The sequence below is a fragment of the Pseudoalteromonas sp. B62 genome, from assembly GCF_037162565.1.
GTDB classification, from domain to species: Bacteria; Pseudomonadota; Gammaproteobacteria; order Enterobacterales; family Alteromonadaceae; genus Pseudoalteromonas; species Pseudoalteromonas fuliginea.
Window position 1 is genome coordinate 2352601 of sequence record NZ_JARLVB010000002.1, and the last position, 25482, is coordinate 2378082.

Below are 25482 nucleotides of genomic sequence, written 5' to 3' on the forward strand. Positions count from 1 at the left end.
GCGAAGTTAAATTTACGCGTTAGATTGTTATTAAGTTAATGTGTTGCTCATTATGGCTATGCTAATATGCGCGTAATTAGCCAGTTTCTTGTAAGATATTAAAAGTAAGGATATTTACTTGTTTATTAAGTTTTTACGTTGCATGTGTGTTGTGAGCGCTTTAATTGCGACAAATAGCTATGCGGCAGAAAAAGTCATAGAAGATTACGAAATTGAAGGGTTAAGTGGCGATTTAGAAAATAACGTAGCTCTTTACCTCAAGCAGTTAATTGGCGAGAAACCAACCCGTACACTTCGCCGTTATGCTCAAAAACAAGTACAAAATAGCATCAAAGCTCTTGGTTATTATAACCCGACCGTCGAGGTTATTTATGATAAAGACGACAGCGAGCTAATTGTTAAAGTTGAACGGGGGCCTGCAACTCGCATAGAAGCAATTAATATTACGCTAAACGGTGATGGTCAAAGCGATACTCAATTACAGGCATTGATTAAAAGCAACCACTTAAAGCAAGGTGATGTTTTAAATCATGGTAAATATGACTCTGCTCATAAAAAAATAGAATCTATGCTACTAGAACTAGGTTATTTTGATGCTAAGTGGCCAGCGCGTAAATTAGAAGTATCGCTTAAAAAAATAGTGCTGTTATTACTTTCATAATTGATACCGGAGTTAGGTATGAGTTTGGCGATATACAAATTGCCAGTAGTACACCCGCTGAAAAATACATACGCTCTATAGCGCCTTTCTCGCAGGGCCAACCTTATAAATCAACACATATTGCTGACTATAACTTGGATTTATCAAGTACCCCTTATTTTGCCAGTGTACGTGTTTATGCTGACATTGCAGCGCGCAAAAACAGCCAAGTACCGATTAAAGTTGAAGTATTACCCAAGCCAGCTAACAGCTATGAAATTGGCGGTGGTTTTAGTACTGACTTAGGGCCTAAGGTGCGTTTTAAATGGAGTAAACCGTGGATCACAGAAGACGGCCATTACCTCGAAACTAATTTAAATGTGGCACAAAAGCAGCAAGATATTTCCATGGCTTATACAATTCCGGTTGATGATCCTAATGATGATTTATGGCGATTCTCTGTCGGTTATAAGCTAGAAGATGAGCTCACAAACGACACTTACAGTGAAATATTAACAGGGCAAGTTCAGCGCCAATGGTTGACCGAAAATAAGTGGGTGCGTACTGCATTTTTACGCCGCGACCAAGAAACCTACCGTATTGGTGATGAAGACGAAGAAAGTACCGAAATGTTAATGCCGGGCATTAGCTACGCGCGCAAAAAATCAAAAGGCGGCACGACTCCTTATTGGGGAGAGCAGTGGCTTATATCTGCTGAGTTTGGCTTAGATGATGTGCTTTCGAGTACTAATCTGATTAGGGTGCAAATGCAACATGCATGGCTACGCACTTATTTTGACCGCCACTTGGTGTTTTTAAAAGCGAATGTGGGGGCAATGCTTGTTGATGATATTAACAACGTGCCATTTTCACTTCGGTTTTACGCAGGTGGCGATCAAAGTGTTCGTGGTTTTGCGTACCAATCAATTTCGCCTGAGAACGATGACGGCGAGCTAATAGGTGGTAAGTATTTACTATCGGGCACGATGGAATATAACTACCAGTTTGCTAAAAATTGGCGAGCAGCTTTATTTGTTGATGGTGGTACTGCGACTAATGATTTTTCTGATGATTTTGAAGTAGGTGCTGGTTTTGGTTTTCGCTATTTAACACCCGTTGGCCCAGTGCGCATAGACCACGCTTGGGGATTAACAAAAGAAAGTAAAAGCACACGTTTAAGTATTACCATAGGGCCAGAAATTTAATGTCAGTATTAAAAAAGATAACAGCCGCCGTAAGTGCTATTTTTGTCACGTTAGTTGTTGCACTATTTTGTTTGTTATTTACCGCACCCGGTAATCAATTTATTGCTTATAGTGCAAACAAAGCAGTAGATGGACTACATATTGAAATTAAAGATGGTCGTTTTATTTATAATGATGCCTTTAATGTACGCTTTGCTAGCAACGGATTGGACTTTAATGCACAACAATTGAAAATTGATTTGTTTTGGTGGCAGTGCGATGGAATTTGTATAGATAACTTAAGTGCTAAATCTATAAATTTAACATTACCAAAAACTGCAGAGTCACAAGAAGAAGCCCCGACAGAGCCGCTTGAAAAAATCAGCTTACCTTTTAATATTGCTGTAAAAAACATTGCGATCAATAAATTTACTCTAGAGCATCCAAGTGCAAACGTAAGCGTTAATAACTTTAAACTCTCAGCAAAAGCAGAGGGTTCAAAGCTGACGGTTAAAAGCCTGAATATTCCCACCATACTTGTTGCCTTAAAAGAGCAAGAACAAGATGCGAAAACACAAACGGCGCAAAATACTCAAGCGCCTTTAACGCACCTACCCGCATTGCCTAATATAGAATTTACTTCGCCACTTGATTTAGTTGTTGAAGACTTTGAAATAGCTAAAATTACGATTGAGCAAAACGAAGCCCAACATGTTATTGAAAACATCTCGCTGCAATTAAGTGTGGAAGATGCGGTTATTAATTTAGAGTCATTCTCAGCAAAGTATGAACAGTGGCAGCTTAATACGCATCTTAACGCTGAGCTTGCAGGGAATTTGCCCGTCAAAGGGGATGTTGTTTTACAAAGTGATGAGCACCAAGCCAATTTGCAGTTGAATGGCGACTTATCAAATCTAAACTTAAATTTAGAAACGCAGGGACAATATCCGCTTAGTTTAACGGCAACGGCAAATTTAAAGCAAAAAAACTATCCGTTTGAGTTAAATGGCAAAATTAAACAGTGGCTTATTGATGCACAAAGTAATGAGCTTAAAGTGCGAAATGTAAGCCTTAACGCACAAGGTAATGCTGACGACTATCAGCTTAGCCTTCAGGCGAATAGCCAACTAGGCGCGTACCCAGCTGTTGACTTAAATACCCAATTAGAAGGCAGTCTTACCAAAGCAACTTTACAAGCGCTAAGCATTAAAGCAAACGAAAGCAGTGCAACTATAAAAGCCAATGTTGATTGGCAAAAAGGCATACAGGCTAACTTTAATGGCACGGTTGCTAACTTAAAAGCGCAATACTTAACTGATGCCGCTACCAGTGATATTTCAGGACAGTTTAAAGGCTCGTTTAATGCAGCTGACGACAAGTGGCAGCTACAAATGAATAATACAAAGTTAAGCGGGTTACTTAACGACGTGCCACTAGAATTTGCCTCAAACTTTAAGCTAGACAACACGTTAAAAGCTAATATTGATAGCTTTTATTTAAGTAGCGGCACCAATAAATTAGCACTAAGCGGGCAAGTTGATGATACTTGGCAAGTTGATGGCAAAGTAACGCTAAAAAGTGATGAAAAAGCTAATATTCCATTTACTGCCGACGGCAACGCAAATTTAAAAGTGAGAGGGGAAAGGTTAACGCCCTCTGTTGATTTAGCACTAATACTCGATCGCTTTATTTTTGATGAAATAAATATTAATAAATTATCAGTAAAAGGGCAGTTAGATACCGCAGCCGATTGGCAAACCGATGTTTCGGTAAGTGTTGGTTCGGCGCTTGTGGCCGAACAACAAATCAATAGTGTTAAAATTGATATTAGCGGCGACAAAACAGATCACCAACTTACGGCATCTGTAGATGCCGAGCAAGGCAGTGTAGAGCTTGAAGTTAATGGCAAAGTTAATAATACCACTTGGAATGGCGAGCTTAGCAATGTAACGCTTAGCGATAAAAAGCTTAGTTTTAGTAATACTAAAAATATTGCCATTATGGTTAATACGCAAAGTGGCGACTTTGATGTGAGTGCACATTGTTGGGCATCTGAGCAAAGTAAATTATGCATAGACACCTTAGCGCAGTCAAAAAATCTCGGTCAGTTAAATGCTAAACTAAGCAACTTAGCACTTGAGGAGCTTAAGCATTTTTTACCTAATAGCATTCGTACTCGCGGTAATATAGCTGGCGATGTAGCACTTAATTGGCAAAGCGGTGCGCTTAAAACATTACGCGCAAATATCGATTCTAGCGACTTAGAAGCGGTGCTTACATCAGAAGAAGATCGTTTTAAATTACCAATCGAAACTCTAACTATTAGTGCGTTTTCGGATTCTCAAATTGGCAAGCTTGAAGCTAATTTAGAATCAAGTGTATTAGGCAAAATTAATACACACATTAATATCGATGATATACAAGATACGCAAGCGCTTAATGGCACCATTAATATCGATAAAATACTCCTTTCAGACTTACAACCTTTTCTTGAAACCCTTGAGCAGTTAAAAGGTGATATTAGCGGGAAAGTGGCGTTAGCTGGTACGTTAAAAGATCCTTTATTAAATGGCGAGCTTAATGTGAGCGATATTAGTTTAGAGGGCGAGCAATTACCTATAGCGCTGCAAAAATCAAATATAAACGTATTGTTTGATAAAACAACAGCCACAATAAAAGGCAACTTAAACGACAATCAGGGCGGTAAAATAAATCTCACCGGTGACGTTGATTGGCAAGGTGCGCAACCTGCTGTAAATGTTGCGGTAGTTGGCGAGCAGTTTTATGTACGCGCGCAGCAAGGGGTTACTTTTAAAGTATCGCCGGATTTAAAAATAGGCTTGGCTAATAATGCACTCAAGCTTGCTGGTGAGGTAGTTGTGCCTTACGGTCGTATAATGATTGAAGAGCTTCCTGAGGGCGCAGTGCAAGTTAGCGATGATGAAATTATTGTTGATCAAAAAACTGAGGCCACCGAAACAGTCCCGTTTGATTACGACATAGATTTAAAAGTGATTGTTAAAAACGATGTAAAAGTAGAATCGTTTGGCTTGGAATCAAAAGTTGCGGGTGATTTAGCGATAAAAATGAGTCAAGGTGCGCCAATTATAGCCACAGGTGAGCTTAACTTAATTGAAGGTACTTACTTAGCCTTTGGGCAAGATTTAATAATCAGCACCGGGCAAGTCGGTTTTAGCGGTTCAATTGAACAACCATTTTTAAATATTAAAGCAATACGTAACCCCGATACGACTGCAAATGGTGTCATTGCAGGGGTTACGCTCACTGGTAATATTGAACAACCAACGCTTAAAATATTTTCTGAGCCTGCGATGGATCAAGCTCAAGCACTCGCATATTTACTTAATGGCCAACCTTTAGGCGATGGAGAAAGTTCGTCAAGCGATGCGATGCTTACGCAGTTATTGCTTTCTCAAGGGGTTAGCCGCAGCGAAGGGGTTGTTTCTAAGGTAGGTGAAACCTTTGGGCTGTCAGATGTAAGTTTAAGCTCATCAGGTAGTGGTGATAGCACCAAAGTAGAAATATCAGGTTACGTAGCACCCAGTTTGCAAGTTAAATATAGCGTGGGTGTATTTGATTCGCTCAGTGAAGTGGCTGTGCGATATCAGTTACTTTCACAGCTATACATAGAAATAACGAGCGGGCTATACCAAAATGTTGATGTGCTATATAAGTTTGATTGGGAATAACCAAAACTATAATAATTATAAGGATATAAGCGATGGAAAAAATTATATTGCCAGCTCTGCTTAGTGTTTTTTTGAGCGGTTGTGCTCAACAACTCGGTGATGATGTTGCTAATCAAGAGCTACCCTTATTGAGCGCGAGTGAAGTAATTGCTAGTGCAACAGATAATGACTGGCGAGTAGTGGACGCTCAAAATACTTTAAAGATAACGCTGCCAACGGGCGATGCGTACATTGAGCTTAATGAACAGCTTGCTCCAAAGCACGTTCAAAATATTAAAAAACTAGCGCGAGAAGGATTTTATAAAAATACTAGCGTTTATCGGTTTGTTGAAGGTTTTGTAGCGCAAGGCGGAGACAGCTCGGGTAAAAAGTTAATTAAAACAGCGGATAAAACAGTCCCTGCTGAGTTTTATTTAACAACAAACAAACCACTTTTAATTACTGAGCTAAATGGCGACGGATATGCACCAGTTACTGGCTTTTTAAACGGCTTTGCAGTAGCTCAAAACTCAGCACATACGCAAACATGGCAAGTGCATTGTAGTGGTGTGTTTGCAATGGCGCGCGATAACGATATAAATAGTGCGAGTACGGAGTTTTTTGTAACGATAGGGCAAGGCCCGCGCTACCTTGATAAAAACATTACGGTGTTTGGTCGAGTGCTCGAAGGTATAGAGCATTTTAATCGTTTAGCGCGTACACCAACTGAAGATAAAGTATTTAACCCAATTACCAATATACAAGTACTTGGCGATGTACAAAGCGATAAAAGTATATTTAAAGTGATGAAAACAAACTCATCTGTGTTTAAAAACTTGATCAGTGCTCGTAAAAACCGTATTGAACCATGGTTTGTTAAAGCACATAATTACGTTGATGTGTGTGGTATGCCCATACCCACTAAGCGCGAAGTTATACCAATCCGCAATAATACTTAATCATTTTGCGGGGCTAAACGTGTCGCTACCTGCGTTAAAAAATTCTCATTTACGACTGCATGGATGCAGAAGGTAGAGCAATGCAGGAGCAATTGCCGAGAACAACTAAATAGCGAATTTTTTGCCTAGCTATCAACACGTTTTCCCAGCCTCAAAATAGCTCACTTAATTAAGCGAATTGGTATTAATTAAATATACAAATAGAAAAGGAGCCTAGGCTCCTTTTTTAATACTCATATTCCAGTTTAAAATAACCTACTGACGATTAATTTTAACTGCAAATGGCGTATCGTTATAATGCGTAGAGCGATACGGGTTTATATCAAGCCCGCCGCGACGAGTATAACGCGCGTAAACCTCTAACTCTTTAATATTAAGTTGTGTTGTTAAATCGCTATAAATACGCTCAACACACTGCTCATGAAATTCGTTATGTGTTCTGAACGAAATTAAGTAACGCAATAACGACTCACGACATATTTGCTCGCCTGTGTATCGTATAATTACACTTGCCCAGTCAGGCTGGGAGGTAATTAAACAGTTCGATTTAAGTAAGTGGCTATAGAGCGTTTCTGTCACTACGTTATCACTTTTTGCTTTAAGTGAATTAGCATCAATGTCGTAATTATTAATCTCAATATCTAAATCATCAATACATTCACCTGGCAGCGCCGTACACGGTAAGCAATTGTAATCGTCAGGATTGTATAAAGTCACTTTGACAGGGCTGTTAACCGCGTTTGATAAATCATCAATTAAATGCTGTTTTACTATATCAATGCTTTCAAATCGGGTTTGGTTAAAGCTATTCAAGTAAAGCTTAAACGACTTTGACTCAATAATATGGCTGCTTTGGCATTCAAAGGTAAATAAGGCTACGGCAACTTGTGGTTTACCTTTAGCGTTTAACCATGAAAGCTCGTAACCTGTCCAAATATCTTGGCCTTTAAATGGAAGCTCTGCTTCGTCAATATTTAAAGCATCACGATTTAGTTTGCGCGCAATAGGGAAAAGCAAGCTTGGCGTGTACACATCTACATACTCAGTAGATTGGCCTAATACGCTACCTTTAAGGTCTGGAGAATTGCTGTAATCTGTCATGTTTGCTCTTAAATAGTTACAATAGGGACATTATATCTAATTTAAATGAGTTTCACAGTATGTCTGTTGCATTGCTTATAGAACAACTTCATCAAATATTTAGCGAAAATACCCTTAAAAACACTACAAAGTACCCACTTATTGCGCACGACGAACAATGGCCAAGCCCATGTGAAGTTGGTGAGGTTGACGAGCAAGGAAACATTCAATGGCAGGGGGCGCGTCAGCAACCTGCAGGTTCGCTTAATGATTTAGCCAGTGCACTAGAACTTGAGTTTCCAAAAGCGCTTAGCGAGCTATACGGACATATGTACGGTGGAAGTATTTTAGCAAGTATTGATGGGCATCAGGTTGAATTACTACAAGCATGGAACGAAGAAGACTTTAATTTGCTACAGCAAAATATAACTGGCCACGTTTTAATGAAACGCAAGCTCAAGCAACCAGAAACAGTATTTATTGGTTTAACTGATCAAGATGATTTACTAGTAAGTGTATTGGTGCACACTGGTGAAGTATGTTTAGAGCACGTAGGCAAAAAAACACACCATGTACTTGCACCTAACATTAATGCTTTTTTAAAGGCATTAGAGGTTTAAAACGTGTTTAATAAATCAGCTTAGCGTCATCACTAAGCTGATTTTAAGCACTCATTAAAGTGGTTATTGAAAATCCCACGATATATTAGACACTAAGCCACACGGCTCACACCTAAAGTCGAATAACCCAAACCACGATTCAGGTAATTTCCAATCGCCATTACAACTAGGGCATTTTCGTTCAAGTTCAGACGCTTTATCTACGCCGCCTACACGGTATAAATAATAATAGGTTGGCTTTTTAGTTAAAAAACTAATTCGCTTTGTTATGTCTTTTCCGCGTCTATATAGGTCGCTTTGGACACTCGATATTTCTTCAAGCGCCGGAAACTCACAACGAGTTGCGCCATTAATTTGAATTTGATCGCAGGCTTGCCAATCTTCTTGCCATTTTATAAGCGTTTTATAGTCACCATTCGCAATTGCCGGAATACGAAATAGCGGCACAGGCAAAAAGTCATCACCACAATAAAGCGGGCTGCACGTATGCACATAGGTTGTGTATAAAATATAACTTGATGGTTCTTTACAGCAATCAGCCCCGTTGGAGTGAATATCTTGTCCGATCACTTTTACTTTTGGCGCAAGTAGCCCAGCACTATGTAACTTTTCGATACTGTGCTTAACAAACGGGCTGTTATTTAGCGGGTGCATTGCATCTTCGGTCGGGCACATTACGCGGGTAATAAAAAATCCATCTTTTAAAACGGTTGGAAATTCTTCCCCCATTATTTGACCATTAAAACGCAGTGCATTTACTAAGCGATTTATTGCTTGTTCGGCTTGTTCTAGGGTGGTGTCTTGGTAGCAATCAAAAGTTAAATCAACAACGAACATTTATAGTCTCAAATTATTTTTGTTCTAGCAGCGCAAGAAGTTTATCGAGTTTTTGCTCAATTCTATCTAATTGACTTGTTTTAAGCTCAGTATTATCTGACTGCTGTGGGTTTCTCATGAAGTTATTAATTGAATCAGGATTGTTTTTATATTGGCTTACTGCTGCAATAATCATCGGCATTGGAACCGGTTGCGCCAAACGGCTTTTAGTTAGTGCTACAGTAGGGGTTTTGCCTTCATCGAGAAGGGCTTTGATTGCATCAAATACAACTGAATTCATTAGATATATAACTCTTTAATAAAATAAATACGCAGCATATAAATGCTGCGCAAATGCTATGTTAGCAATAAATAAGGGAGGGTACATTAAATAAAATTACTTACTTTGACGAATGCGTACATCTAACTCGTCAATTACTTCACTCCAATCTCCATCTTCTGCAAGGGATTCAGCTAAAAAGTGTTGTTGTGCTTCATCCCAAAAAGAAGCTTCTTGGAGTCGTGTTGTGTCTTCTAATTCATGTGAGGCAATAAACGCATCTATTTGCTCATCACTATTTGGTAATCCAAGCTGTGCAAAAAGTGTGTTAATGTCGTGTTTTGTCGTATCCATGATATTGCTCCTTTAAATGAATGAAAACTCATACTAGTGCCTAACTGTACCTCTTGCTAGTTAAACTCTCGCTGAATTTACGGTTAATAATTTTAGGTATATAGTTAGGTTTAAAGTTAAACAGCCTATAGCTAAAATAATAAAGGAAATACAATGAGTGTAACCACACCAGCTGATACGTTCAGCGTACAGTATTTAGCTGCAGAAGATATTAGTACTGCAGCGAGCCTAATTTATCAGGCTTATCATGACGATCCTGTATTACTAAACATGCTTAGCTACAATGACGAAAATAAATCAGTTTACGAAAAAAAACTACGATCATTAATTCGCGAAGAACTCAGTAGTTTTTGGCAAGAAAAACAGCCACTAATTGGCCTATACCGCAACGATAAATTAAAAGCAGTAGCGTGTGTATTTGAATCTAATAGCCAATTACAAGCGCAGCGTTATTGGCACTGGCGTTTAAAATTAATGCTGAGTGCGGGCTACTTACAAACAAATCAATTAATAGATAAAGAACAAACAATTAGAGACGCCCTTAAAGAGAAAGGCAATTACTACTTTTTAGCTTTTATTGCCGTAGATCCACATTTTCATGGGCAAGGGTTTGGTCGTTACTTACTACGAGGGCTTGATGATTTAGTTAAATGTAACGCTGAGTCAACGGGGATGGCTGTATTTGTAACGCGTAAAGAACACACTGAATTTTTTAAAACCGAAAAGTTTGAAGCATTTAAACACCTTACTTTTAACCAAGTAGAGGGCGAGTTACTGTTTAAATCAATAATTGAGCCAACTATTTAAAATTATAATGTAAGCCAATGCGCCCAAACGGACATAAGGCCGTGAGACATCTCTTACATTGTTGTGAGCATAATCAGTTTAAGGCTACTATTAAGTGGCTTTTTTTAATTTAAGTTGCTGTTATTAAATGTTTATTTTGTTTTTTTCATTTTTGTGACGCTTATTTATTTAATGTTAAGTCCTATTACTCACACTCGTTTGCTTTAAACTTTACTTTGTCAAGAAGACATAGCTCAATGATTGAGTTACTGCCAAGGATATGGAATAGGCAACGTAGCGGACGCTAGCAGGAAGCAAAAAGGACAAGTTAACAAGGAAAGCAAGGACGAATAGGAAGTGCAAGGTGCGCTAAAGTAGCAGGAGCTACTTAAAGGATTACCACGGATGATGCTAAAGGATATAGCCAAGCGTTAGATTACGCATAGGCCAAGGTGGCGAGAGGACATGGCAGGATGCAAAAGTGGCAGGAGCTACTTCAAAGGATTACCAGGGATGATGCTACAGGATGTAGCTAAGCGTTAGTTTGCGTGGATTTGCCAAGAAGGTTATGGATATTGCAGGATGCAATGTGAGGGTAAATAAGGCTGTTTACTCGTTCAGGGGATGATAATACGGATTAATAGATAACGGATATCTAGCAGGATGCAGTCCAATTGGGGCGTAACTTTAGTTACGCCTTAGTTTTTGTGTTTGAGTAAATTTAATTTAGCCCTAAATTAAATCCATTTATATTTTATGTGGTGGAACAACCACGCTTTTCAAAAACTCATTTTCCATAATTAACACGCCTTGATAAGCATTTTCACCATCGCTTGAAAATTCAAATATGAATTCACTTTTGATGCCAGGCTTGCCGCTCTTTAAAAAACCAAAGCGGCGTTTTGTGCAAGCAACACTCATCAACTGCACCTGCAGTTGCTCACTTTGGCGTTTAGCATGAACGTTCGCAGCTTCTGCCACCTTTCGGTTAAGCCAAAATAAGTAAATTACACTACCAATAAGTATGAACGTCCATAAACTTGCCATTTAAGAGAATAACCTTCCAATTGCACGCGCGAGGGTTTCGCTACGATTTTCTTTACGTAATAAGCCTAATAAATGCGGGCGAATAGTCGGTATTGCAACTAAGTCAGCAAAAATACTTGGAAACAATTCTTCAATTTTTTGATGATGCGCGCAATTATCCATAAATACATGTAAGCGTTCAGGGTTTTCTAATTGTTTAAAACACCGCCCAGCGATTGTTAGTAACACGTCAGAGTCGTGCTTCACTGGTGAGCTTAGTACAGTATCAACTAATTGAGCGCATAACCCTTGAGCTTGACCTTTTGAAGCTGATCTTAGTGCTGCGGTTATAGCTAATGTATCGTTATTACTAATTGCGGTCTGTGTGTAATCAACAAGTAACTCACTCATTGATGTTGGTATTTCAACGTGTTCAAGCATGGCACTGAGTGGTTGTAGTACTTCAATAGGTAAATGCGCCCATGCTTTTTGCAGATTACTTAAGTTTGTATCGCTGTCTAAGCGTAGTGCAAAATCGGCAATACCCTGAAGTGCAACACTTTGCCAATTATCAAAACCAATTTTACCGCTAAAGTACAGTTGTGCGTGCTCGTAATACTGCGATGCAGGCTGTTTTAATAGTACTTTTACTTGGGCGTTAAATGCCGCTAATTTATTTGCGTTTGGTGTAAAAACATAAGGGTTATTATCAAGCTTTCCATCGGCTTGTTCGCCTGTAATTTCAGTGCCTAGCGCTTGAATAACCATATCAGCAAAGTGATCGCGACTAGCACTTACCAGCATACTTTGCTCATCAAGTGGAAATTTTAAAAACCATACATACGGTTCTTTACTGGCTTTAGTATCCCAAAATTGAATAGCGAGCCATGCATGACCAGCAAGTGGATAAGGGTAAGGCACTTGAGCTTGTTCAATAGCTAAAAATTGTTTTTTATCAAGCTTAGTAATGTGCCTGCCAATATCAAAAGCACGCCACTGAGTACCCGCACCATCTAAAAGCTGACCTAATGTAGCTATTTGATCACTCATTGTTTTCTCAACTGTTTTTACTGCAAAATTACATTAATTATACGTCATAGCCGCTTATGAGGGAACAGGGTATAATTGCATTACATATATAAAAGAGGGTGGTTATGTACCAGCAAACCCAAACTTATTTAGTGCAGCTAACGGCACTTTTACAAAAACACGCGCTTTGGCAAAGTGAGCCAATAGACGCTGAGGCACTGCTTTCAAATACTCCTTTTTGTCACGACACAATGGCATTTGAGCAGTGGTTACAGTTTGTATTTATTGAAAAAATACAGCAATTAATAACACATAGGCAACCACTGCCGCGTAACTTTGCTATTGCCCCTATGGCGCAAATGACACTTGTGAATAAAGCGGGAAGCGATGAAATAATTGAATTACTAACAGCCCTTGATACCTTTTTAGGAGAACCAAATGAGTGAGCGTCTAGCGCCTATTGAATATGGCGAGCTGACTATTTTGTATCAAGATGAAAACTATGTGGCTATAAATAAGCCTTCAGGTTTATTAGTGCATCGCTCGTTTTTAGATAAACACGAAACCCAGTTTGCTATGCAAATGTTGCGCGACCAGCTAGGGCAACATGTATTTCCAGTACATAGGCTCGATAGACCTACGTCGGGCGTATTGCTGTTTGCATTGAGCTCTGAAGCAGCTCGCGATATGAACCAGCTATTTATTGAAGGTACTATTGCTAAGCGCTATTTGGCTTTAGTACGCGGTTTTGCGCCAGAGTCAGTATTTTTAGATAAACCGCTTAAAGAAGAACTTGATAAAATAGCCGATAAGTTTGCAGATCAAGATAAAGCACCGCAAGAAGCGCAAACCCAGTTTAATTGCTTGCACCAAGCTGCATTGCCTATCCCTATAGGTAAGTATCCAACAGTACGTTACTCGTTAGTTGAGTGTTTTCCAAAAACCGGGCGCAAGCATCAAATTCGCAGACACTTAAAGCACTTATCACTGCCTATCATTGGTGATGTAAATCACGGTGATAACCAGCATAATCAATTTTTTAGGGATCATTTTGAGCTAAGACGCTTAATGTTATTTGCAACAGAGCTTAGTTTTGTGCACCCTTATAGTAATGAATCAATAACAATTAAAGCGCCACTAGGTGAAGACATGCTTGAAATATGTAAGCAGCTAGGTTGGCCAGAGCAAGAAAAGGATTATTAATGGCACATATTAGTATTTTTGTAGGCAGCGTTAATGGCGGTGCAGAGCGTTTAAGCGATGAAGTTGCAGCCACAATAGAGCAAGCGGGTCATACTGCTACAGTAATTACAGAAGCATCGCTTGATGATATAAAAAATGCATCGCATATTTTAATTGTTACCTCCACAACAGGCCAAGGTGATGTACCGGGTAATTTGGCCGGATTGTACTTTGCAATGAATAGCACTTTCCCAATGCTTACCGGTAAACCGTTTGGTGTAATTGCTATGGGTGACAGATGTTACGGCGATACATTTTGTGGCGCAGGGCGAAGCTTTGACGAGCTACTTCGTGATTTACAAGCAAAGCCTGTGGGCAACCGCCTAGAAATAGATGCATGCGAAGATTTTGAACCATGGCCGGTAGCCGAGCCTTGGTTAAAAGCATGGCTGGAAAAATTACCTGCCTAATACTTTAATTTTAAAGTATTAAAAAAGGAGCGCATGCGCTCCTTTTTACTTTTAATATAGTTTTATAAATTAACTACTTCTGACATCTACTTTAAGTTTTAGCTTTTGGCCAGGTTGTAAGTATTTTTGACCGGCTAAATTATTCCACTTAATAATTTCGTTAACGCTTAGATTAAACTTAGACGCAATACGTGCAAGTGAGTCACCACGGCGTACTTTGTATGTAATAGTACGGTTGGTACTTGCCGTTGCTTGTGGTTTATTAGCTGACTTATACACAGTAAGTTTTTGATTTAGGCGCAGTACAGAGTTTTTCTTTAGCTTATTCCATTTAGCCAACTCATCCATAGTTACGTCATATTCGCGGCTAATGTCCCATAACGTGTCGCCACTTTTAACTGTATGCGAAAGCTTTGTGCGAGTTGCTTTATTAGCAGCTAAACGCATCTGCTTTGGTAAATGCTCGCTATTTATAGCGCCATCAGTAAGCGGGACTAATAATTCTTGGCCTACTTTAATCGTATTTGATTTGAGTTTATTAAGCGATCGGATTGCACTTGAGCTCGTTGTAAACTTTTTGGCAATTACTGATAAGCTGTCGCCTCGAGCCACAATATAACGTTGCCAGCGTAATCTGTTTTTAACATCAGTGTTTGCTAGTTTTTGGCTAAATTGCTCTGCTTTATCTACTGGCAGTAATAAAGAATGTGGGCCATTAGGATCAGTTGCCCAGCGGTTAAAACCAGGGTTTAATCTGTATAGCTCAGTAAGCGTCATATCGGCCATATCAGCAGCAAGTGCTAAATCTATTTGCGAGCCAACATCAACCACTTCAACCACTTGTGCATTAATTACTGGTTGCCATGTAACGTTAAAATCATCTGAGCGTTTTAATAAATCGGCAAGTGCTAATAACTTTGGTACGTAGGCTGTTGTTTCGCTTGGTAAATCAAGAGACCAAAAATCGGTAGGTAAATGCTTTTTACGATTCTTTTTAATCGCGCGCATCAAGCGCCCTTCACCTGAATTATAAGCAGCAATCGCGTTAAGCCAATCGCCTTCAAGTGTTTTATGTAAATACGATAAGTAGTCAAGTGCTGCGCGAGTCGACTGCACTATGTCGCGACGACCGTCGTACCACCAGTTTTGTTTTAAATCGAATCGCTCACCGGTTGCAGGCATAAACTGCCAAATGCCCGATGCGCTACGATTAGAATAACCAAATGGGTCAAATGCGCTTTCTACAATAGGCAGTAGTGCAATTTCGATTGGCATTTCGCGCTTTTCTACTTCTTCAACAATAAAGTGTAAGTAAGGTTCTGCACGTTTAGAAATACGATCTAAATAGGCTTGGTGGCGAGCGTAATAATTACGTTCAGTAACAACAGGGCGGTTTTGCGGTATTTCGATAGAAAGTTGGTAGCGAATTCGCTCCCATACATCATCAAATACGGGAGCTTCTTGCTCATCAGGGTCAACTTGCTGATATTGTGCGTTTACCATCAATGCATTGTTAATGTCGTTAGGACTTGCGCCTTCGAGTTGTTGGTTTGCTTGCGTGGCGACTTGAGAGTCTGAGTCTAGAGTTTCTACAGTTTGACAACCACTTAGCGCTAACGCCAAGGCTACTAATAGGGGAGATTTATTCATAAATACCAATACATCGGGTAAAAAACTCGGCGAATACTACCTGTTATGAGTTAACATTGCCACTTAATGACTTTTTAAAACGCAGAAATAGAATCATCACTATATAATTAAGTTAATGATTCTAATAAAATAAATATTAAAGTATTAGTTTGTGCATTAAAAATTGTCTTTGAACTGTCTCAGACTAGCAAAGTTTCCCCAAGGTTCATTGTTTTTTGTAACCGAGATGAATTTTCCTGGCACTAACTCTGTAATGGTTGGCAAATCGCTACGCATAAATGGATTTATTTTTAGCTCCTGTCCAATAGAAGTTGGTAGGGAAATTTGGTTATTACTGCGTAATTCATCTACTTTTTTACTGTACGCAAGGAGTTCTGGGTTACGTGGTTCAACCGCTTTGGCAAAGGCAAGATTAGCTTGCGTGTATTCGTGCGTGCAATACACAACACAGCTTGCAGGTAGCTCTCTTAGTTTATTAAAAGATTTCCACATTTGCTCTGGCGTGCCTTCAAATAATCGCCCACATCCACCGCTAAACAATGTATCGCCTGTAAAAGCAAGTTCATCATTTGTATAGCAAATATGATCAAGTGTATGCCCAGGCGTCGCTAAAATATTAAAGTTAATATTAAGTACGCTAATGCTTTGAGCATCAGTAAGTGAGTGAGTAATGCCTTTAAATGGACTATTCGCGGGGCCATAAACCGATATATTTGGATAGGCGTCAACTAATGCAGCTACGCCATCAGTGTGGTCGTAGTGATGATGCGTAATTAAAATCCCACCAAGCGTAAGTTCGTGCTCAGCTAGATACGCTAATACGGGCTGTGCTTGGCCAGGATCGACTACCCATGCTTGGTTACTGTTATCGGTAGTTAAACACCAAATGTAATTATCAGAAAAGGCTTTAATTGCTTTGACTTGCACCATGGTAAATTGCTCTATAAAGTGACACTTATCGCATAGTATAACGAGCTCAAAAAATGAAACCAGCCCTTAGTTTTCAAGAAGGACCCAAACCACTGTCGTGGCAGCAGTTTCCTCATGGGGATTATTTGCGTGCAGATATTGAACGTAAGATGGAGCAGTGGCTGCCGCGTATGTTTGGCTATCATATGCTTAAGCTAGGTAATTTAAGTGGCGAATTAAACACAAGTATAAGTACGATTAAACACCAAGTGTGTGTTGCAGAGCCTGGGCCTTACACCGGGGTAGTCGCTGACATAGACGAATTACCATTTTACGAACACAGTATTGATGCTTGTATACTAAGCCACTGCTTAGAGTATCATTCAGACCCACATCACATTTTACGAGAAGCACATCGCACGCTTATTCCGGGTGGTTATATAGTAGTGACTGGCTTTAATCCATTTAGTTTGTGCGGACTTGCACAAATGTTGCCTTTTAGTGGTCAGAAATTACCGTGGACAGGGCGCTTTTTTACACCCGCACGGGTTAAAGATTGGCTAAACTTACTTGGTTTTGAAATTGTAAGTGATGAACGTTTTATTTATTCATCACTGGCAAGAGGTAATAGGCTATCAAGGTTTGAGTTTTGGCGTACTTTTGCGAAGCAGTATTTAAAACCAATGGGCAGTGTTTATATGCTGGTGGCACGAAAAAGAGTTGCGCCACTAACGCCAATAAAACCTAAGTGGCATGCTAGGCCGCAGTTTGCACCAGTAAAAGGGGCAGGGCTTAGACAAACGTCAAAGCAGCATTACAAAACGTGCGACCAAGAAAATAATACCAATTGCATTAAATAAGTGATCTATTATAGCGCTAAGGAAATAGCACATTAACAAGGCGAAAATTGTGACATATAGTTGTTCTATATGAATCATTTTTAACGCAGTTAGTGAGTTATTTAATGCGATAGAATGAACTTGTTTTTAATAAAATTGGTGTAACAACAGCTAATTAAGGCTGGTAGCCTACATCTTCTAGTAAATCTTTGCTGCCAGCTGCATCGCGCGCCAAATCGTCAACTATTTCGTTGTACTTATGGCCGCTATGCCCTTTAACCCATTTCCAGGTTACATTGTGCTCGCTACAGGCTTTATCTAGGCGTTTCCATAAATCGACGTTTTTAACCGGCTTTTTAGCTGATGTTAACCAGCCACGTTTTTTCCAGTTAGTGATCCACGATTCAATACCTTGCTTAACATATTGGCTATCGGTTGTTAGATTTACTTCGCATTCTCGAGTGAGTGATTCTAGGGCTACAATAGCCGCGAGCATTTCCATTCGGTTATTCGTTGTGAGTTTATAACCTTGGCTCATTTCTTTTTCGTGGCCGTTATAAATCATAAAAATACCATAACCGCCGGGGCCTGGATTACCTAAACATGAGCCATCGGTGTAAATCTCTACGGTTTTTTGCACTGTTTTACCTTGATCTTATGTACAATAAAGTGATTATAGAAAGATACCAGAATCAGGCTAAATTCGATATGGCACGTAGACAAATAGTTTTAGATACAGAAACCACCGGCATCGACCCTAAACAAGGGCACCGTATTATAGAAATTGGGTGTGTGGAGTTAGTAAATCGCCGTTTAACAGGCAATAACTTTCACGTTTATATAAACCCACAACGCCCAAGTGAAGAAGAAGCAATCGACGTTCACGGTATCACTAACGAATTTTTACGTGATAAACCGTTGTTTCATCAAATTGCCCAAGAGTTTTTCGACTATATTGAAGGGGCAGAGTTAGTTATTCATAACGCACCGTTCGATGTTGGTCATATGGATAACGAATTTGCGCTGCTTAATCAGGGCTATCCTAAAACAGATACTTTTTGTCAAGTTCTCGACACGCTTAAAATGGCGCGTGACTTGCATCCAGGTCAAAAGAACAACCTTGATGCATTATGTCGTCGTTACGATGTAGATAACGGTAAACGAACGCTTCACGGCGCGCTACTGGATTCTGAGATTTTAGCCGATGTGTACCTTGCCATGACGGGTGGTCAAACAAAGCTAAATTTGAATCAAAATAAAGATGACGGCAGCGAGCAACAGAAGGGCGGTATAAAGCGTTTAAATAGTGATAGAGCCCCATTAGTTGTATTACGAGCAAGCGACGCTGAGCAAAGCGCACACGAAGCACGATTAGATCTTGTAAACAAAGAAGGCGGCCAGTGCATATGGCGCGCTGAATAAGGCGATTTAATGAAAACGATGTATTTTGTAACAGCGTTATGTGCCGCTAGTTTATTTACTGGCAATGCATATGGCGTAAAACAAGTAGAAGTGCTCAAGCGCGATGGGCATCAAAATGAGATCCCTTTACTTGATAATCGTTTTCGCATAGATAGCAAAATAGATGAAATAACACTGCTTTTTTTAGAAAATCAGGTGCACCTGCTGTTATTTTAGTGAGGCCCGATGGCAGTAAGTACTTTGCTACTGACTCAGTTAAAAACCCTAACTTAGATTGGTTTGACGAACTCAGCTACGATTTAGTAACCATAAAAAAACCTATGGCAGGTCCTTGGCAAGTAATAGGCAGTATTTTACCCGACAGCAGAATAGTTGTATTAGGCGAGATATCTCTTGAAGCAGAGCCTCTTCCTTCAATGTTGTTTAGGGGGAGACAATAAAAATCACCGGAAAAATACTAAATGACGGTGAGCCAATTAACACAAACCTATTTAGAGATGTTGTTAGCCTTAATGTTGATTTTGTAAGTACCAACAATGAAAACTTTGCTAACTTTGGCGCAGGCATTCAAGAAGTAGCTGAATTTAAAGACGATGGACGTGGATTTGATGAGCGCCCTAAAGATGGTGTATTTACCGGCGAGTTTACTTTAGATTTCCCTGCGGGTGAATGGACACCAGAGCTTTACGTTGCAACACCTCTGCTGCAGCGTCGCATTGTGCAAAATACAATAGAAGTGCACGAGCCACCTTTTGTAACCGAAGTCGCGTTAGCAGAGCAAGACACAGACGAGCATTTGTTAACTATAAATATAGACCCAAGTATTGTTAAGCCCGAAACAGTCATCATCCAGGGAAAAATCTACTATCCCAATAACGAAGAGCAAATGTTTACCATAGATGCTGCTGCTAAAGACTCACGACAACTTAGTGTTAAAAATTATGATTGGGGTAGATATAGTGTTGAACTGTCTGTTTTTGGCACTAATATTAATGGTCGTGAATTTATGGCAACGCTACCAACGTATAAATTTGAGATAGAACGACCCATAGAAGCGGTGCCCGAAATTGATCCGGCAACGATTATTACGCCAGATAAAATGATTGAGAGTGAGCCTGTTGAAGAAAAAATGGCCACATCTACAATTATTAGTTTAATTGTAGGCTGCAATACGCTCATTTTATTACTCGGTTGGTTGTTAATTCGTATATTTGTTCAGAAAAAACCGATTAAATTTAAAGTGAAGCTGCCTTTTTTAAAGAAAAAGAAAACAAGTGAAGGTGATGCTGCCGACACAGAAAAAAATCAAGTCGGTAAAAATGGCTCAAAAAATGACAGATCAGGTGAAATTTTAAACCTTTCGATGACAGATGACTAAAAAACCTATAAAAAAACAAAAAAGCCCTTGACGAAATAGGGGTTGGTTCGTATTATTCACGCCGCTGTCAGGGAGACCTAAACAGCAACGGAAATATGGAGTGGTAGTTCAGTTGGTTAGAATACCGGCCTGTCACGCCGGGGGTCGCGGGTTCGAGTCCCGTCCACTCCGCCATTTTCGTAAAACTTGTAAGTAAAAGCTGGAGTGGTAGTTCAGTTGGTTAGAATACCGGCCTGTCACGCCGGGGGTCGCGGGTTCGAGTCCCGTCCACTCCGCCAACACTTACACAACGTATGGTTGTAAAACATATTCTTATTATGGAGTGGTAGTTCAGTTGGTTAGAATACCGGCCTGTCACGCCGGGGGTCGCGGGTTCGAGTCCCGTCCACTCCGCCAATAAGAAAAAATAACAGTTTAAATATGCGCTGGAGTGGTAGTTCAGTTGGTTAGAATACCGGCCTGTCACGCCGGGGGTCGCGGGTTCGAGTCCCGTCCACTCCGCCAACTATTTAAACAATGTTATATTACAAAATTTGTATGCTGGAGTGGTAGTTCAGTTGGTTAGAATACCGGCCTGTCACGCCGGGGGTCGCGGGTTCGAGTCCCGTCCACTCCGCCAACAAATTAAGTAATAACAAGTATAATGATATCTCTGCGGAGTGGTAGTTCAGTTGGTTAGAATACCGGCCTGTCACGCCGGGGGTCGCGGGTTCGAGTCCCGTCCACTCCGCCATTTGATATCATGATTAAAATTAGTAAGTGCATTACCCCATGCACATACCACTGCGGAGTGGTAGTTCAGTTGGTTAGAATACCGGCCTGTCACGCCGGGGGTCGCGGGTTCGAGTCCCGTCCACTCCGCCACTTGTTATTTCCTCAATAACAAGCTTATAAAATCCTTGATTAAATAATTTAGTAAAACATTCTTTGGCTATCAGCTATCAGCTATCAGCTATCAGCTATCAGCTATCAGCTATCAGCTATCAAACACATTCCTTGCACGAACCTGCTAATATTCCTTATTATCCGTATCAATACCTATATCAATCTGCCGATGCTCTGGGTAAATGCTTATGCATTGCGCTGTATCTCTCTTCTCGTAACTTTTACCGCAGTTAGCTTAACGCCAGGTTTAACCCCAATTCGCTTAATTAAGTAATCTATTTTGATGTAAGAAAAGCATGTCGATAATAAGGAATAATTCGTTATTTAGTTGTTTTCGGCAAATGATCCTGCATTGCTCTATCTCCTGCATCCATGCAGTCGTATACCAGAGATTTTTAACACTGCTAGGCAGGCTCTAAGTATTATTGCTAATTGGTATAGTCATTAACTTTATAGTGTTGTACTTGTAGAGCTCTTGACAGGGTTTAAGTTTTTGCATGAGCATAGAGATGAATTAAGGGTATTTAATCAATACAGAGCTTTTAGGGTTGGTTAGATGTCAGAGCTGCCTGTTATACCAAACTGTATAATTATTTAAACAATCTAACGATAAACTACTCCATCAAGTTGTTAAAACTTTTTATTGTGTACAAAAAAGCCAGCACGTTATATGCTGGCTTTTGGTCTGTAAATGCTTAGCTTAATTAAGCAGCATCAGCTTCTTTTTTAACGCTATTACGTGCGGCTTTTCCTGCAAGTAAGTCAGCAGGGTCGAAGTCATCAACGTTAATAACATCTAAACGAGATTGCTCAACAGCAGCTAGTTTATCAGCCTCTGCTTGGCTTAAAATGCCTGCTTCAAGCCCCATTTGCGCTACTTTATCAAGCTGAAAGAATGGCAGTTTAAGGCCTTTTTCTTTACATACTCTTTCAAATAATGGCTCAACATCAAGGACGTCTTTAAGCGTTTGCTCTTGACGACCTACAAGGTTAAGTGGCTCATTTGTTAGGTATACGTAGCTTGCTAAACGGTTACGCGTTTCGCTAGGTACTTGTAGTAGTTGTGCTAGTTTATGCTCAAGTTGGTCAGTTGGTTTACGTACAGGGCGACCAAACGGGAATAACAATACTTTTAACACGGCGCGTAGTGGAGCCGAAGGCATGTTATTAATTAAATCAGCAAGTGCACGTTGGCAATGGTAAAGGTGATCTTGGCAACTCCATTTTACTAGAGCAAAATCTTCTTTTTTACGGCCTTCATCGTTGTAACGCTTAAGCGTTGCAGATACTAAGTATAGGTAACTAAGTAAATCACCTAAACGTGCTGAAATACGTTCTTTACGTTTTAGTGAGCCACCAAATACTGCCATGCTAATGTCAGACATAAGTGCAAGTGATGCACTAAAGCGTGACGCTATACGGTAAAATTCAGCAGTTTCGTCGTTGTACGGCACACTTGTAAAACGAGCGCCGGTAAGAGCAAGCCACTTAGTACGTACAAGGTTCGACATAGTAAAACCAATGTGACCCATTAGCGCTTTATCAAATACGTTAAGCGCCTCTTCGCGGTCTTCAATTTCGCACGCACCAAGCTCGGTAAGTACAAATGGGTGACAGCGAATAGCACCTTGACCATAAATAATCATATTACGGGTCAAGATGTTTGCACCTTCAACGGTAATGGCAATAGGTGCACCTTGATAGCCACGACCTAAATAGTTATTTGGCCCAAGCATGATGCCCTTACCGCCAAGTACATCCATTGCATGAATAGTTGCATCACGCATTTGCTCTGTCAGGTGGTATTTTATTATGGCAGAAACAACCGATGGCTTTTCGCCTAAATCAACCGCACCCGTAGACATACTAACCGCAGCATCAGAGCTGTAAGCGTAACCAGCAAGTTTTGCTAGTGACTCTTCAACACCTTCCATTTTACCAATAGGTAAACGGAACTGACGACGAATTCGGCTATAAGCACCCGTTGCAACGGCAATCATTTTAATGCCACCGGCAGAATTAGACGGCAATGTAATTGCACGACCAACCGATAAACACTCAACCAGCATGCGCCAGCCTTGACCAGCCATATCTGGACCACCAATAATATAATCAAGTGGTACGAAAATATCTTTACCGCGAGTAGGACCATTTTGAAATGGTACGTTAAGCGGGAAATGTCGACGACCAATTTCAACTCCAGGAGTGTCCGTTGGAATAAGTGCACAGGTAATGCCTGGCTCTTTATTGTCGCCAATTAGCCCATCTGGATCTTGTAACTTAAACGCAAGACCAAGTACGGTAGCCACTGGGGCAAGTGTAATGTAACGCTTATTCCACGTTAAACTAACACCCACAACTTCCTCACCATTCCATTGCCCTTTACATACCACACCGTAGTCTGGAATTGAGCTTGCATCAGAACCCGCTTCTGGCGAAGTTAATGCAAAACATGGAATTTCTTGACCGCTCGCTAGGCGCGGTAAGTAATGATCTTTTTGCTCTTTTGTACCATAGTGTTGTAATAATTCACCTGGGCCTAAAGAGTTCGGTACACCAACAATTGACGAAAGTAATGTTGATTTACTTGTTAGTTTTTGAAGTACACAAGACTGTGCAAATGCAGAAAATTCTAAACCGCCGTATTCTTTTTTAATGATCATGGCAAAGAATTTATTATCTTTTAGATACTGCCACACATCTTGAGGAAGGTCGGTTAGTTCGTGCGTTGCTTCCCAATCGTCCAACATGCTACAAACTACTTCAACAGGGCCATCAACAAAGGCTTGCTCTTCAATAGTAAGTTTAGGAACTGGGTATTGGTGAAGTTTTTTCCAATCTGGGTTACCGCAAAATAAGTCAGCTTCCCACCACGTCGTACCGGCATCAATAGCTGATTTTTCAGTATCAGACATGCTTGGCGTTACTTTTTTAAACGTAGCAAAAATAGGCTTGATGATATATTGCTGACGAAGGCCAGTAACAGAAAGAGGAACCGCGATGATCAAAAAGATCAACCAGCTAATTAAACCAAAAGCACCCGCAAAGGTACCAATTAATAAAGTAATAGCCGAAACACCAAGTGCTGTGTTCCAACTTGCTCTGTGGTAAACCGCAGTGCAAAGCAACGCGATTAGAACCAGTGTAAATATGAGTGTCATTTTTATTCCTTAATAGAGGTCAGACCACCTCACTTAGAGTAGCGCTAGTAACAGTAATTTTCAAGTACATAACGATGTTAAATTGTAGTAGAAAGTAACTTAAATACGATATTTAATTACCCGACAGAGGAACACTCAATAACTATCGTATAGTTAAAGCATTAGCCGTAAGTAGTGTTAACGTAAAAATAAATAAATCTAATAGCAAAATGACACTTTTTAAGTAAGTATAGCCGTTATAGCGGGCTGCAATTTAGTGTACGCTTAATACACAAATATTCGCTATTTATTTTAATGTATGGTTTTTAAGGGTTATTTTATTAATGTGTGAATTACTTGGCATGTCAGCCAATGTGCCTACCGATATTTGTTTTAGTTTTTCAGGCCTTTTAGAGCGTGGTGGTAATACAGGTCCTCATAAAGATGGTTGGGGTATTACATTTTACGAAGGTAAAGGCTGTAGAACCTTTAAAGATCCGCAGCCGAGTTATCAATCTGAAATTGCAAAGCTGGTTAAAGCATACCCCATTAAAAGTGTCTCGGTTATTAGCCATATTCGCCAAGGTAATCGCGGGCGAGTATGCCTTGAAAATACTCATCCTTTTACGCGAGAGTTATGGGGGCGTGAAATTACTTACGCTCATAACGGGCAGCTATCTAATTATCATGATTTAAAACCGCAGTACTATCGCCCAGTGGGTAACACCGATAGCGAACTCGCTTTTTGTTGGTTGCTTGATAAAATTCGCGAAAAATACCCAAAGCGTCCAAGTAATATGGCGTCGGTTTTTAGATACGCGGCTAAGCTTTCGCATACCCTGCGTGAAAAAGGGGTGTTTAATATGTTATTGACCGATGGGGTGTTTGTTTTAGCGTATTGCACTAATAACTTACATTACATAACGCGCCGTGCGCCATTTGGTAAAGCAACGTTGATTGATGCCGACATGGTGGTTGATTTTCAACAAGAGACCACACCAAACGATGTAGTAACAGTTATAGCTACAAGGCCTTTGACGAATGATGAGCGCTGGCAAAAAATGGAGCCTGGGGAATTTGCATTGTTTAAAGTGGGTGAGCTAATTTAGCCCACCTATTTTAAATACTAACTTAACTTAACTTT

At 40.1% G+C, this 25482-nt stretch carries 20 protein-coding genes, 7 tRNA genes and 2 pseudogenes; 19 read left to right on the plus strand and 10 right to left on the minus strand.

Annotated elements, in window-relative coordinates; translation table 11 throughout:
- Positions 1-118: 118 nt before the first annotated feature.
- The 3 genes and pseudogenes from P4S71_RS15080 to P4S71_RS15090 all read left to right on the plus strand — a co-directional run bounded on the left by P4S71_RS15080 (position 119) and on the right by P4S71_RS15090 (position 6472).
- A pseudogene (locus tag P4S71_RS15080) lies at positions 119-1845 on the plus strand (autotransporter assembly complex protein TamA).
- Complete coding sequence (gene tamB / locus P4S71_RS15085; protein WP_337150935.1) at positions 1845-5534, plus strand: autotransporter assembly complex protein TamB; 3690 nt, start codon at positions 1845-1847, stop codon at positions 5532-5534. Before P4S71_RS15080 ends, tamB begins: the two are co-directional and overlap by 1 nt.
- Before the next feature lie 32 nt (positions 5535-5566).
- Positions 5567-6472: a peptidylprolyl isomerase gene (locus P4S71_RS15090; RefSeq protein ID WP_337120571.1), complete on the plus strand. Its 906-nt coding sequence runs from the start codon at positions 5567-5569 to the stop codon at positions 6470-6472.
- Between the two features lie 255 nt (positions 6473-6727).
- Here the strand turns inward: P4S71_RS15090 and queF are convergent, their stop codons facing one another.
- Complete coding sequence (queF, locus tag P4S71_RS15095) at positions 6728-7573, minus strand: NADPH-dependent 7-cyano-7-deazaguanine reductase QueF (protein ID WP_197113472.1); 846 nt, start codon at positions 7571-7573, stop codon at positions 6728-6730.
- 59 nt (positions 7574-7632) lie between these two features.
- On the opposite strand from queF, the gene syd reads away from it, so the two are divergent.
- Entirely contained in the window at positions 7633-8172 is a 540-nt protein-coding gene (syd, locus tag P4S71_RS15100) for a SecY-interacting protein (protein WP_337150936.1), read from the plus strand.
- 63 nt (positions 8173-8235) lie between these two features.
- Here syd and P4S71_RS15105 read toward each other — a convergent pair whose 3' ends face one another.
- From P4S71_RS15105 to P4S71_RS15115, 3 genes are all read right to left on the minus strand, one after another.
- On the minus strand, positions 8236-9009 hold the full coding sequence (locus tag P4S71_RS15105) for a Zn-ribbon-containing protein (protein WP_096793423.1): 774 nt from the start codon (positions 9007-9009) through the stop codon (positions 8236-8238).
- 13 nt (positions 9010-9022) lie between these two features.
- Positions 9023-9289 carry a hypothetical protein gene (locus tag P4S71_RS15110; protein WP_007378199.1) on the minus strand — a complete coding sequence of 89 codons (267 nt, stop codon included), beginning with the start codon at positions 9287-9289 and terminating at the stop codon, positions 9023-9025.
- A gap of 96 nt (positions 9290-9385) precedes the next feature.
- The gene (locus tag P4S71_RS15115; RefSeq protein WP_008138507.1) at positions 9386-9622 is read right to left on the minus strand and encodes a DUF2789 domain-containing protein; all 237 of its coding nucleotides are present in this window, start codon (positions 9620-9622) and stop codon (positions 9386-9388) included.
- A gap of 153 nt (positions 9623-9775) precedes the next feature.
- Here P4S71_RS15115 and P4S71_RS15120 point away from each other — a divergent pair, with 153 nt between their 5' ends.
- Positions 9776-10429 carry a GNAT family N-acetyltransferase gene (locus P4S71_RS15120; RefSeq protein WP_337150937.1) on the plus strand — a complete coding sequence of 218 codons (654 nt, stop codon included), beginning with the start codon at positions 9776-9778 and terminating at the stop codon, positions 10427-10429.
- 726 nt (positions 10430-11155) lie between these two features.
- Here the strand turns inward: P4S71_RS15120 and P4S71_RS15125 are convergent.
- Together P4S71_RS15125 and P4S71_RS15130 are read right to left on the minus strand one after the other, a co-directional pair.
- Positions 11156-11455: a DUF3301 domain-containing protein gene (locus P4S71_RS15125; protein ID WP_007378202.1), complete on the minus strand. Its 300-nt coding sequence runs from the start codon at positions 11453-11455 to the stop codon at positions 11156-11158.
- Positions 11456-12484 (minus strand): DUF3549 family protein, encoded by a 1029-nt coding sequence (locus P4S71_RS15130; RefSeq protein WP_182693624.1) that lies wholly within the window; start codon positions 12482-12484, stop codon positions 11456-11458. It lies immediately after the preceding gene.
- Positions 12485-12588: 104 nt separating this feature from the next.
- On the opposite strand from P4S71_RS15130, the gene P4S71_RS15135 reads away from it, so the two are divergent.
- Genes P4S71_RS15135 through P4S71_RS15145 form a run of 3 tightly spaced genes read left to right on the plus strand, consistent with a single transcriptional unit; the run spans position 12589 to position 14115 of the window.
- Positions 12589-12909, plus strand: coding sequence for a YqcC family protein (locus tag P4S71_RS15135; RefSeq protein WP_002963030.1), 321 nt, complete (start codon positions 12589-12591; stop codon positions 12907-12909).
- Positions 12902-13666, plus strand: coding sequence for a tRNA pseudouridine(65) synthase TruC (gene truC, locus P4S71_RS15140; protein WP_024604126.1), 765 nt, complete (start codon positions 12902-12904; stop codon positions 13664-13666). Before P4S71_RS15135 ends, truC begins: the two co-directional genes overlap by 8 nt.
- Positions 13666-14115: a flavodoxin gene (locus P4S71_RS15145; protein WP_200220113.1), complete on the plus strand. Its 450-nt coding sequence runs from the start codon at positions 13666-13668 to the stop codon at positions 14113-14115. Before truC ends, P4S71_RS15145 begins: the two co-directional genes overlap by 1 nt.
- Before the next feature lie 69 nt (positions 14116-14184).
- Here P4S71_RS15145 and P4S71_RS15150 read toward each other — a convergent pair whose 3' ends face one another.
- Positions 14185-15765: a LysM peptidoglycan-binding domain-containing protein gene (locus tag P4S71_RS15150; protein ID WP_337150938.1), complete on the minus strand. Its 1581-nt coding sequence runs from the start codon at positions 15763-15765 to the stop codon at positions 14185-14187.
- Between the two features lie 156 nt (positions 15766-15921).
- A complete protein-coding gene (gloB, locus tag P4S71_RS15155) occupies positions 15922-16695 on the minus strand; it encodes a hydroxyacylglutathione hydrolase (RefSeq protein WP_337150939.1) in 774 nt (257 codons plus the stop codon).
- Positions 16696-16748: 53 nt separating this feature from the next.
- On the opposite strand from gloB, the gene P4S71_RS15160 reads away from it, so the two are divergent.
- Entirely contained in the window at positions 16749-17534 is a 786-nt protein-coding gene (locus tag P4S71_RS15160) for a class I SAM-dependent methyltransferase (RefSeq protein ID WP_024599756.1), read from the plus strand.
- Positions 17535-17688: 154 nt separating this feature from the next.
- Here the strand turns inward: P4S71_RS15160 and rnhA are convergent, their stop codons facing one another.
- Positions 17689-18153, minus strand: a complete 465-nt coding sequence (gene rnhA / locus P4S71_RS15165; RefSeq protein WP_007378210.1) for a ribonuclease HI — start codon at positions 18151-18153, stop codon at positions 17689-17691.
- Between the two features lie 68 nt (positions 18154-18221).
- Here rnhA and dnaQ point away from each other — a divergent pair, with 68 nt between their 5' ends.
- From dnaQ to P4S71_RS15210, 9 genes and pseudogenes are all read left to right on the plus strand, one after another.
- A complete protein-coding gene (gene dnaQ, locus P4S71_RS15170; protein ID WP_007586004.1) occupies positions 18222-18935 on the plus strand; it encodes a DNA polymerase III subunit epsilon in 714 nt (237 codons plus the stop codon).
- Between the two features lie 9 nt (positions 18936-18944).
- Positions 18945-20313 (plus strand): annotated as a pseudogene (locus tag P4S71_RS15175) (TIGR03503 family protein).
- Positions 20314-20410: 97 nt separating this feature from the next.
- A tRNA-Asp gene (locus P4S71_RS15180) sits at positions 20411-20487 on the plus strand.
- A 27-nt stretch (positions 20488-20514) separates the two neighbouring features.
- Positions 20515-20591 (plus strand) — tRNA-Asp (locus P4S71_RS15185).
- A gap of 41 nt (positions 20592-20632) precedes the next feature.
- Positions 20633-20709 (plus strand) — tRNA-Asp (locus tag P4S71_RS15190).
- A 31-nt stretch (positions 20710-20740) separates the two neighbouring features.
- Positions 20741-20817: transfer RNA gene (locus tag P4S71_RS15195), tRNA-Asp, on the plus strand.
- 38 nt (positions 20818-20855) lie between these two features.
- Positions 20856-20932: transfer RNA gene (locus tag P4S71_RS15200), tRNA-Asp, on the plus strand.
- Between the two features lie 37 nt (positions 20933-20969).
- Positions 20970-21046 (plus strand) — tRNA-Asp (locus P4S71_RS15205).
- A gap of 54 nt (positions 21047-21100) precedes the next feature.
- Positions 21101-21177: transfer RNA gene (locus P4S71_RS15210), tRNA-Asp, on the plus strand.
- 725 nt (positions 21178-21902) lie between these two features.
- Here the strand turns inward: P4S71_RS15210 and fadE are convergent.
- Positions 21903-24359, minus strand: coding sequence for an acyl-CoA dehydrogenase FadE (fadE, locus tag P4S71_RS15215; RefSeq protein ID WP_165724203.1), 2457 nt, complete (start codon positions 24357-24359; stop codon positions 21903-21905).
- Positions 24360-24682: 323 nt separating this feature from the next.
- On the opposite strand from fadE, the gene P4S71_RS15220 reads away from it, so the two are divergent.
- A complete protein-coding gene (locus tag P4S71_RS15220) occupies positions 24683-25447 on the plus strand; it encodes a class II glutamine amidotransferase (protein ID WP_337150940.1) in 765 nt (254 codons plus the stop codon).
- The last annotated feature ends 35 nt before the right edge of the window (positions 25448-25482 follow it).